This window comes from Lacticaseibacillus jixiensis (assembly GCF_042847315.1).
GTDB lineage: Bacteria > Bacillota > Bacilli > Lactobacillales > Lactobacillaceae > Lacticaseibacillus > Lacticaseibacillus jixiensis.
Window position 1 is genome coordinate 40,193 of record NZ_BAAFPR010000022.1, and the last position, 11,007, is coordinate 51,199.

6 protein-coding genes are annotated in these 11,007 nt (G+C 46.7%); 4 read left to right on the plus strand and 2 right to left on the minus strand.

The window, feature by feature from the left end; all coding sequences use genetic code 11:
• The first annotated feature begins 715 nt into the window (after positions 1-715).
• Together ACGG90_RS11970 and ACGG90_RS11975 are read left to right on the plus strand one after the other, a co-directional pair.
• Positions 716-979 (plus strand): hypothetical protein, encoded by a 264-nt coding sequence (locus ACGG90_RS11970; protein WP_390409709.1) that lies wholly within the window; start codon positions 716-718, stop codon positions 977-979.
• Positions 957-3,575: a Rep family protein gene (locus ACGG90_RS11975; RefSeq protein WP_390409711.1), complete on the plus strand. Its 2,619-nt coding sequence runs from the start codon at positions 957-959 to the stop codon at positions 3,573-3,575. Before ACGG90_RS11970 ends, ACGG90_RS11975 begins: the two co-directional genes overlap by 23 nt.
• Before the next feature lie 194 nt (positions 3,576-3,769).
• Here the strand turns inward: ACGG90_RS11975 and ACGG90_RS11980 are convergent, their stop codons facing one another.
• Positions 3,770-4,540, minus strand: coding sequence for a hypothetical protein (locus ACGG90_RS11980; protein ID WP_390409713.1), 771 nt, complete (start codon positions 4,538-4,540; stop codon positions 3,770-3,772).
• Between the two features lie 1,418 nt (positions 4,541-5,958).
• Between ACGG90_RS11980 and ACGG90_RS11985 the strand changes: the two genes are divergently transcribed.
• Positions 5,959-6,567: a hypothetical protein gene (locus ACGG90_RS11985; RefSeq protein WP_390409715.1), complete on the plus strand. Its 609-nt coding sequence runs from the start codon at positions 5,959-5,961 to the stop codon at positions 6,565-6,567.
• A 38-nt stretch (positions 6,568-6,605) separates the two neighbouring features.
• On the plus strand, positions 6,606-8,960 hold the full coding sequence (locus tag ACGG90_RS11990; protein WP_390409717.1) for a relaxase/mobilization nuclease domain-containing protein: 2,355 nt from the start codon (positions 6,606-6,608) through the stop codon (positions 8,958-8,960).
• 240 nt (positions 8,961-9,200) lie between these two features.
• Here ACGG90_RS11990 and ACGG90_RS11995 read toward each other — a convergent pair whose 3' ends face one another.
• The gene (locus ACGG90_RS11995) at positions 9,201-10,469 is read right to left on the minus strand and encodes a hypothetical protein (protein ID WP_390409719.1); all 1,269 of its coding nucleotides are present in this window, start codon (positions 10,467-10,469) and stop codon (positions 9,201-9,203) included.
• Positions 10,470-11,007: the final 538 nt, after the last annotated feature.

An 11,007-nucleotide genomic window follows, 5' to 3' on the forward strand; every position in this document is an offset into this window, starting at 1 on the left:
TCTCGGCGGTAGCCCGGCGGCAGCGCCGCTACCCGCCGTAGCAGCCTGTGCAGCCTATGCATATGTCAGTTTGAAATTTGCAATATGGTATCTGCTCAATATGAAAACACAACCCAATTTAGCGAAATTATGTTAAGAAGTGAGCATTCTCATTTTCAGCCCGATTATTGCAAATCGTTCTTGCGATTTTGGCGTTTGTTCTTGCGATTTAGCCGTTTGTTCTTGCGATTTAGCCGTTTGTTCTTGCGATTTTGGGCACTTTTAAGCATTCGTTCTTGCGATTTTTCAATTCGTTCTTGCGATTTTTTGAAAAGTGAATGAATGAGCAATCACACGTTTTTGCCTAAATAGCGCAATGTACTGTGCAAGACGTAATTTTAGGGGAACCACAAATCGCAATAACGAATGCTCAAAAAATCGCAAGAACGAGGACCGATGGGGAGCTTCCAAAAATGTGTATCCCAGAGGTGCCAAGGGTTTCGCGTACGCATACGTGTATAAGAAGTACCAGTGGTATCATTGAACAGTAATCGTAAATCGTTATTGCGATTTAGGTAAATAATTAGTTATTTTGCCCTATACGCAACTTTGGCCGTGCACACGGGAGTACACTTGCAATTCGTTCTTGCGATTTGATGAGAAAAATTTTGATTACATACACAATAGTCGTTGTCAAAATTGTATAATGTGTGTAATGAAAACGAGGTGATCAGGTATGAGTCTATCTAGAAGAAACCTCTTCCTTGACGACGAAGACTATGGAAAGCTTAAAGCTGAGGCTAAGAAACGTAAGACCAGTTTGGGCATTTATGTACGTTTCGTTCTTGCTTGTGTGCTACATGACGATGCGGTGAAGCAGTTGGTTGCGGATCGGTGGCAGCAGTACGACGTTTGGCGCAAGGACCAGCCACACAGGTCAAATGCGGCTGATTTTTATCGGATTGAAGGTGATCGTAATGGCAAAGCGCAAAATTCTTAAGCGGTGTATCTTTTCCGTAAATATAAAGGCAGGCGGGATTAGCCGGGAGGACTTAACTACTCGACTTGTTAATGCTCGTCATATCAAAGATTGGATTTTTATTCTCCATGACCGTGATATCAACGCATTAGACGAGGATGTGCCCGCTCATTACTACGTTGCGATTAGGCTTGATGGCGCCTATCCTCCAACTTCGGTTGCCAATTGGCTGCAGTGTGATGTGACAGCAGTTCAAAAGAGTGTTTCAAGTGTTGCTGGACATAGTCTGCACAATGAGCAAATCGCGAAAACTTGGCAGTTTCCACTCATGCTGGCTTATGCAACCCACGGTAATGATAGGGCCAAGACGCCGTATGATGATTCAGAGGTCGTCGCCAGCCCTGGTTTTGGCTGGCAAGGATGTCGAAAAGCTGTTGATATATATGTAGAAAAGCTATCAGCCAAGAAAGATACTATCCTTGAAGATCTACGAGCCGGCAAAACAACACTCGGTGAAGTTCTTGAACACCAACGTGCGGGGTGGATCAAAAGTAACGCACGAAATCTCATGCCTTACACTGATGACCTACCAGTACTGTATGTCACGGGTAGCAACGCAACGGAACCAATACTGCCGGGCTCTAATATCAAAGCAATTGACAGTTTGTATAGCTTGAGTGGTGTTTTAAGGCAAACAGACCGTAGTTTAAAACTTGCAGACCAAATCGATGATGCTAAAACTGCCGTTTTTCACGCGCAAGACAAAGAGGCAAAAGAACAAGCGCATTCGGTTTTAGTCGGTTTAGAGGTCGAGCGAACCGCACTTTTTGATGGCCAAGGGGTCAGCGTTACGCGAATCCAGGCCGCACAAAAAGCGACGCTAGATAGATTGCACGATCTATCTACAGAAGCCGCTACCCGTGGTTTTGCGCATCGCCTGGCGGAACAAGTAGGAACTACGTACGTTGTCAACCAACCTGAAGATTTTGGTAGTTATAATTTGGAACCTGTTCTGCTGGTAAATCTGGATCAGCTTTGGATGACGAAAGCCGACATCGATGCACTGTGTCAACGCGTTTATAGAGGTCGAGCTTTTCCATGGCTAAAGCTTGTCGTCTTTTACACGTCATGTGCAATGTCATGGTCACTGCTAAATGCGACTTTAAGGCTTACCAAGCTTACGACAAAGACAATCAAACGGACGGAATTCGCCAGCTTTCTTAAGCCGGATTTCAAAGTTGTTGAAGTCTGGTTGCACCCAATTATCAACGATGATAGCGGGTCGCCAACAGTCAAGAATACAAATTGGTTTGCAGGGCTTGAGCCGCTAGATGATGATGCATCAGAGTCACTGCGGAGTTTATACCAATCGCTTGAGCCACTCACTGATTCAGCCAGCTTTAATGATGAAGTGTGGGAACAACTTGGGGTAACTACTACGCCGGCATGCGTTGCGTATCTAAAGCATCTGGGTGATCAAGAACTGAGCTTCAAAAACTTTAGAGAGATTAGTGACTCTGCCAATAAGTCAACAGGCGAGGGCAGCGTAACAGCCATCAGCGCTTTCTTGCATTCCCTGGTCGGTGGTATTGAAATCGGCGATGACGATTTTGAAGAAGATGTAGAAGACGAGGAGTCCATCTTTGAGAAGTTGTCCTCAGAAGATAAGCCTGTGTCAATGGCTGAAGTCCAAGATAAAAAAGCAGAGCAAGCCAAGCCGAGTGAAGTTGAAGATCCGCCAATTGTGAAATTTAATCGTTTGTTAGCGGAATTTAATGATGAGGCTTTGAAGTTGGATGGTCTGCAACTTGATGATGACATGTTTAGCTCCATTGTCGCCGTCATGAATGAGACGGTATTATCAATCTGGACCGTCTTTCGGGGCAACCCAACTATCGGTTTTATGAGCTATGGTGACTTACCGCGTGAGACCGTTTGCGATCGATTACAGCGCGGCACCGATAATCCAATGGCTCATCAAGAGGTTGAAAGTACCGTTCGGACACTTATTGCCCAAGCTAAGGTCTATCATCTGGCCGAAGAAGATGGCCGGTCAAAGTATTTGTTGGATAGGTATGGATATCAGATGTCAGATGACTACTGGCAAGGCGAGCTGTGGCTTGACTTTAAGGTGCTGGATTTGACGCATCGGGGAACCACTCATGATGATAAGCTGGCAGAAATCCAGCGGCGAAAAGCGCAAGGCCACGATATCGAAAAATGGTTGGGCGAGACGTACGAGGAGCTACGAGATCGACTCGCTTTACAAAAAAACACGGCGTCTGAAGTGTCACAGCCCGTTGTGACTGACGCCTCTAGCACTAAGGATGAGGTGTTTGCTAGTGCGGTGCATGAAGACCCCGTGGACAAAATAATTAGTTCAGCGGCCAAGAAGCTTCATGCACCAATTGATACAAATGGCGTTGACGAGCTAAAGCAAACTTATCAGAGTCAAATGGATCTAGATACAAAAATTGATAGACTACGTCGAACAGGGTTGACTCATAATCAATTGTCTGACGAGACTGATGATCCACTGGAGAAGAAAAAGCTCAAGGTAGTGTACCTTGTATCTCGAGATCTGGTAAAGCTATTGCAAGACGAAAGCGAACATTAAGGGATTGAGAAAGCGGCAGTGCGGTCTGCCGCTATTTTTGTGCGAAAAAAAACCAGACAGGGCGTCTGGCTGATGATTGAGATAGCGGTATATTAGTGCCTAAGCACTAGCGGTTAAGTTCATTATACCAAAAAATTGATACCATTAGGGTATTTCGCCAACGATTGCGCAAACAAAATGAGTTAGTTGGTCTCTTATTCTTTAACAATGCTGCCAAATGGATCGACGACATTTCCGTCATCATTGAAGGCCTCACCGTCTTGCAGTCGATAGCCGTCTGCTTGTGGGGTGCCAGCTTTTGGGTGCTCTTCATAAAGGCGTTGCAAGTCACCGTCTGCATCGTGGATTTCGCCGCCATGCTGTGTCCAGCCATTGGCAACTTCACTAGGTGAGAGTGCTGAAGTATCTGATTCTGCATGATCTACGGCTTCATCTTCACTGGCGGTATTTCCAGAAGTTGTGTCGGCTTGTGATGCCTCGGAATTAGTGATGCTATCACTTGATTGGTCATCTTGGTCGTCTTCAGTATTCACATTTTGCGTATCCGCGACTTCATTGGCCGCCGGCGCATTATCAGAAGCAACATCTGATTCAGACTTTTCAGTTTTGGCTTGAAAGTCGTGTGTTGCGAAATCCTTAATTGTAACTAGTGGGAAGTGCTCGTTAACCATCTCGTTAAAGTCTTTTATATCTTGTTCACTGGTCAAGGCCATACGTGCACCTTTTAGCATCATGCTAAAGTTACTGACACGTGCTTCGAGTGCTTCCCGTGCTTTCTTGTCGGCGCGCTTGATGGGCTCACGATCTTTACGGAATTTCTTGAGCTTTTTTTGTAGGTCATCGATGGCTTTGTCGGCATGACTTAGCTTACTGCCGATGGTGATGACCGCATCCGCTTCTGGTGCAAATTCGTTATAGCCTTTACTGTACATCTTTGCGATCTTTTCTAATTTTTGCTTATCCACTGATATTCACTCCAATCGTTATTCTTACAGCACTGATTATACTATGTGAGAACGATCAATGGGTGCTTTCAATGTAAAAATATGCAAAATACTCCAATGATATTCATAATTTGGGTAAGTGGGGCATTTGGTGTGACTTGCCTTGTGTTTTGTTGCTGTATATCTTGGTGTGCTTTGGACTTTGCACTTTAAACCCAGATTTGTGTTTTGCTGTTTTGTTGGCGTAAATAGCATTTGTCTAGTCTGATGTGCATAAATATACGTAATTTTCTGGCGTTTTACCCAATTTACTGTTTTATCACTTGGGGTTTTGCTTTTGGGTGTTTTGTGTTTCTTTATTTTGGCCGTGCCGGTGTCGCAAGGCGGCATCCGGGAAGCTGTGACGGGAGGCGAATGCAGTTCATCAGGCGGTGTTAGTGGCCGGTGATAGTCGCTCGTGGTCTCACAAGGCTTAGATTTCGATTTCTGGTTTTGGCACCTTGTCATTTCCACGGGCCAGATACACCGGCAGACATCACCGCCGCTCTTTCTGCATTTGGGGCACCGTCACATGGTTGACGATGCCTTCATTTGACCTTGTTGGCATACCAGTCAAGGAATCTTGATTGGTTGCCCTGATGGTTTTGACTTTAATGGGTTTCATAATTGAACGCGAGTAATTCGAGTGATCAATTATGAAATTCAGGGCAGGCGCATTTTGACTGCCAGCGATGAAGATGGTACCGGCGAAAGTCCGGTATCAGCTGAGTCGTGCAGCCGGCGTGCTGTGAGCTTGCGAGCAGCGACGGAGGCTGACGGGTAAGCTCACCTACAGCGGCGATTTTGCCGCGTGGTGAGGTTGCCCGAGCGCCCAGGTTTTCCGGGCGGCGTGATCTGGTGAAGCCAGATCACCAGGAGGCCTAAACCGCTGTGAGCGGTAGGCCGGGCGACGTCGCAAAGCGGCGCATCGCCGAAAGAGTCCAGAGAAAACAGGGAGGCGGAGCCGAGCTGTTGTCTTTGGGGACCCGCCCGGAGGACGTGAGCGGAGCGAAACGTCTGACAGGGGGACGGGTTCGCTCACTTTTCTTTTTTTCTGATGCTGTGATGGAGTGAACCCGTGTTTACTTGTATTGGGATGTTTTTGACTTTTGCACCGCCGGATTGCCACTTATGGTCATTGTTGATCTGATATACTGAAGTTGTTGAGTAGTAATGTGAATAATTTGAACATTACTTCTGTGATTTGAAATGTAAAAAGTATATATGCTGAGAATGTTTTGGCACTGTTCTTTGATCACAAGTGTAAGGGCGAGTAATTCGAGCGCTTACGCCAAGTCATGAATGCAGATGTGTAAGGTCTTGAATTGGTTTTTGAGTATTTGGGTGTAAGGGCGAGTAATTTGAGCGCTTACGCTGTACTGTGATTTGGAATTTGATGTTTGCCAAGTGAAGTGCTTGTCACGAAAGATTTTGAATTGGAAGTGTTTAATGTGGACGTTTTAGATGAACAGACAACTGACAAAGCTGTTAGTGAAATTAAAGTGGTTAGTGTGGTGAGCACCCCGGCAAAGCCAAGGCGTGAACATCTTCCTTTTAGTCTTGAGGGTTTTAATCACTGTTGGCGCACTGACCGCGTGGAAATGCCTTTAGGGGCTCTCCCAAAGCCCGGTACGCATGCTGTACTGCCTGGTAAGCGGATCACGATTCGGATTGATGCCGCGGACAGGGCGGTTTTGGAGGCAAATGCGGAACTTTATGGACTGAGTTTGGGTGCTTATGTAAAGGCGAAAGCACGCGGTGTGCACCTCCAACAGCCACTGCTAACGGCCGCTGAGCGTAATCGTCTAGCTTTGCAAATTAGCCACTTGCAAGGCGATTCGCGCCAACTGGCGCATGCCATCAACTCATTGCAATACGCTCGAGGCCCCATTGATGCCGCCACGCAAGAACAGCTCATTGCCGGTTTTGAAGAAATGCGTGAAGGATACTTGCAATTGAAACATTTTTTGATGACGAATGGCGATACAAAACCGGTTTCCAAGGATTAAGGGTGATTTATCGCTTTTTTTGAAAGAATGTGATCACTATGGCCGTATGGGCACTACCACAAAATACGGACTCACTTGCGCGGGTCGTTCGATACGTCAAGCGCAAGAAGCTTAAAAACGACACGGTTGACTGGTTGATTGAGCATCACGCTGACCCTGAAGTCATTGAGTCAGCCAAAGGCTCGCGCGCTATTTTTATAGAAGGTATTAATTGCGATCCAGCTTACGCGTTGCAGGAAATGAACGACTTGAATAAGATGTACGGCCAGGTCAAAGCCAAAAATCAGGGCTTGATCACGATTTTGTCTTTCGATCTTGGCGAGTCCTCTGCACTACGAGCCGCCGATATCCGAAAGTCCTTGTTGTACGCCAAACATCTTTTGGCGATGGCCTTTCCAGACAATCAGACTTTGCTGGTTGCGCAAGTCGATGGTAAAACGCATCATGTTCACGTGCATGGCGTCACCAACAAGACGCTCATGTCCACTGGCAAAAAAATCCATTTTGAGCGTGGCGGCGTGCTTGAGAAGCTTAAAGAGCTCAACGATAGCGAATGCCAAGTCGGTGATTATAATTACAATTTCGATTACAAGCATTCGGTTTACTCTGATGATCGTGTAACCGGTCGCGAGGAGCGCGCCAAGGCTAACGGCCAGTGGAACACTAGGCTATATGTAAAGAGCCGTATCGACGACGCGATGATGGCTGATGATATTACTTCTATGGAAGACTTGCAAGAATTCCTTGGTAAAGTCGACGAAGATGGCTACACCATCACGATGAAAACCGGTAAGGATAAGCATGTCACGTATGTTGTGACGGATACCACTACTGGTAAAGATCGCATCAGCAAGCGTGGTCAGCGGATCATCGATCCCAAGACGGGCAAGCCTAAGCGGTCGTACACAACGTTCCGTGCCAAGGAGACTGCACTCGGTGTGGATTTCTGGGCCGAGACGATGAACACATACTTGAAGAAAAAGGAGCGAAACTATGAGTTACAAGCAAAAAATCGACTCAGACAGCAAGACCTTGCAGAACGAATCATCGAGCGAGCCGTTGCCGACAGTGCACCTCAACAAAACACAATTGACTCAGATCGTGACCCAAGTGACGACCCAGTTGCTCAAGAGCCCGGCCATGACGAAACTGATTACAGCGCAAGTGATGGATCAATTGAACTCCGAGGCGATGACGGAGAAGATCCAGTCAACGATTCAGAAGACGGTGAACCACTCACTATCGCAGCCGCAATTGAGGCAAGCGATGAGCAAGAGCGTGCAGACCGAGATCGCCAACAAACTCAGACTAGACGACATCAAGACCCTGACACAACACTTACGGACACAGCGCGAGGGTCTGATCAAGGAGCTGGACGGGCAGAGCGTCGGTCTGAGCCAGGATATCGATCGGCTGGCAATGATCCGGACTGGCGCTCAGACGACCATCAGCTCACTCAGACAAGCACTGGATCGGTTCGAACCGCTGGACGCGGAGATCAAGCAGATGATGACGTATGGCCCGCTGTTGAACCAGACCGTGGAAGACGCAAAGTCGGTCTTGGAGCAGATGTCTTCTCAAGCGGACACGCTAGAAAAGCTCATTGGCCAGCTCCAGAACACAGATCTGCCTTCTCAAAGTTGATTGCGCCAGCAAAGCAGGTTACTGCAAAACTAAAAACTGCACTTCATAGTTTTGAAGAAGGTCTTGCCAGAGCCCGTGAGCGTGCAGCACAAGTTGCACAACAAGCCATGCAGCTCATCAAGCACAAGCAACAACGTGATGAGAAAATGCGTTATCGTGATACCGAGGTTCCCGATTCGGAGCGTGATGCTGTTGATGAAGAGATAGCGTATTATACGCGCCAAGATAGCTGGCAAGTCTTGAGCGACAAGCGTAAATCTCTACGTGAGCGCTATGACGTGATTCGTGATGCACACGGGCAACCACCCGTTACTGATGAGGAGTATCAACAAGTTTATGCAAAGCACGTTGCATGGAGCAGGACGAAACGGCCTTTTAAGCTAACTACGAAACCCGACGAGCTTGGGCCTGTGCCCACAGGTGAGTATGCAAAAATTACTGTCCAGTACCGAGTTACACATGGCGCATGCCCTGATGTGAGCGACGAACAGATTGCCAAAGAAGAGAATACCAAACGTCGCGCAGCGCGATTTGCAGCTCAAAAAGCCTTCCAAGAAGCCCTTGTTGGTCCGGATGCCATGGCCGGCGGGGGTTCAACCGGCGGTCAGCCCGCGCGTGTCCCTGGTGCCAAGGATTCACCGGCCAAGGCCGCGGCATCGCCTGAAAAAAGCGGTGTGGAGCCTGCACCGGAGCATAGCGCCGTGAAGACTCCGGAACAACGTGCGCCGTCTGAAATTCCGGGCGAGTAACAAAAAAATAATCCCGACCAATGACGCTTATGTTATGGGGTACTATCCAAAATCTGGCTCTATTTCAAAAGCATCAATCGGCTTGGTTGGGCTAATTGCATTAGCTATCAGCGGCTTTGCCATGACATACAAACGCAAGCATAGTTAGAAAAAAAAGACGTCTCCACCTGTGGTCGGTGGGGGCGCCTTTTACTATTAAACTGACGGTAGTTCTGTGGTCGGTGGGGGCGCCTTTTACTATTAAACTGACGGTAGTTGCCGGAACAGCTTATCGAGGGGTTCACGTATTGCATCTTGAGTCCCTACCATTTGCACGGAAATGGTCGAATACAGATCAATGATGGGTAAGCTAATTCTCGGCGAGAAGTAGTCCGTGTCAGAAGGAAATCTTCTGGTGATCGATTCTAAAGTCTGTAAGGTGTTCGTCTTCTCAGGGTTATCTCCTAAAATGGTAGCCTGCATCATAAGAAGTCGCCTAATAAGCGTTGTCGCTTGCTTTTTTGATAGGACATCTTGTTTTCGCAATTTTGGAACCCACAGCTTTGCTTCTAATCGGAGAATCACGCGTAACGCGATAAAATCAGGAGATTTCTTGTGGGTACCCCTTTTACCACGGACATTGATACTTCGTGTTGTGTTGAATGCGTTGTAAACATATAGCCATTGTTTATCATAATCATGGGACTTAGCCAAGTTCGGATCCGAGTTCGTCAGGTCGAGGATGTGGCCGCCAACATGCTTGATTTTGTAACGCTCTTCTCGGCCGCGTTTGGCTGTCCTCGACGTATATTTTTCCAGCTGTTCGTCAAAATGGTTCTTGATCAGGTCGATATGCGTTTTTTCCTCATCTGAGAGCGTCGTCTTTGGTTTTGGCATCCCGGCTTTTATCACGGACATGTTATTTCCATTTTTGTGCGTTGTAGCCGTTATCTGCTTAAAGCTTGCATTCAGTGACAACAAATGGTTTTTGTCAGTATGAAATAATGGCAAGTCGGATTGTTGAAAATCGGCTAGTTTTGTCCCAAAATGGCTCGTTGGATCTACCAGTTGGTGTCGAATCGCAAAGTTGTAACTGTCTTGGGGGAATCGTTCGCCGCGTTTGTATCGGTATAGAATCTCGTCCATGTAGATCTGAATTTCGTTGACATGATCTTGAATTTCTAGAGCAATTGCTAACGGAATACCTGCATATTCAGCAAAATGTGTCGATCCCAGTAGCAAGTGTTGCTTAGGATTTATTACTGATTCAAGCTCGAATTGATATTTTAACTTGCGACCGCACTCACAGTACTGGTAGCCATGATGATTGCCGGTTTTTTTGCGCATTTCCCATCCGTAGTCGATGTTCACGCTAATTAGTCGCCATTTACTGGACATTTGAAATGATCGTGTCAGCAATTCGGAGCTAACGCGGGCCATTGTATAGGTATTGAAGACTTCTTTTTGTTTAGGTGTAAGTTGCGTCCAGACCTGTGATCGTTCAAGTGCAGGCAGTGTATAAATTTGCATTTGCGGCATCCTTATTGTTTAAGTAGTTGAATATAAGTATGCCTGAATATTGTAAACGCTGCAACGGGTAAGTTTTGGGTTTTGACGATTGCCGAAATAATCTAATACAATTGCCGTAATATCGCGGTTTATCGCGTATAGCCAACAGTCATTTGGTATAATATATTTCGACGAGTGTGTTTGTTCAATAGGCCACACATCCAGCTAGATAAACCATCCTGGATTATTCATAGAATTTCAAAAAAGCAGCGCAATCCCATGATTCACACGGGACTGCGCTGCTTTGGTGTTTCACCCATTGGGTGCGCCTATATGCTAAGGTTAAGTCGACAAAAACCATCACGAAAGCGAGGCTTCACACCATCTCAACTTTAACCAGCTTATCCCTGCAATGCAATACCAATGTGACTGTGACCGCCGACGGCGGTCAACTTTCAAATGACGCCGGGCTCGTTTTGTTCCAAGAGTTTCTTCATCGTATCAACTTTAGGCAACTTGCCAATCAGTGCCTCAAGTTACCAGACCAACGACGATTCTG

Bases quoted from the DNA above. Each gene is read 5' to 3' on its own strand.
- ACGG90_RS11970 (WP_390409709.1), top strand. From the start codon at position 716: ATGAGTCTATCTAGAAGAAACCTCTTCCTTGACGACGAAGACTATGGA.
- ACGG90_RS11975 (WP_390409711.1), top strand. From the start codon at position 957: ATGGCAAAGCGCAAAATTCTTAAGCGGTGTATCTTTTCCGTAAATATA.
- ACGG90_RS11990 (WP_390409717.1), top strand. From the start codon at position 6,606: ATGGCCGTATGGGCACTACCACAAAATACGGACTCACTTGCGCGGGTC.
- ACGG90_RS11995 (WP_390409719.1), bottom strand. From the start codon at position 10,469: ATGCAAATTTATACACTGCCTGCACTTGAACGATCACAGGTCTGGACG.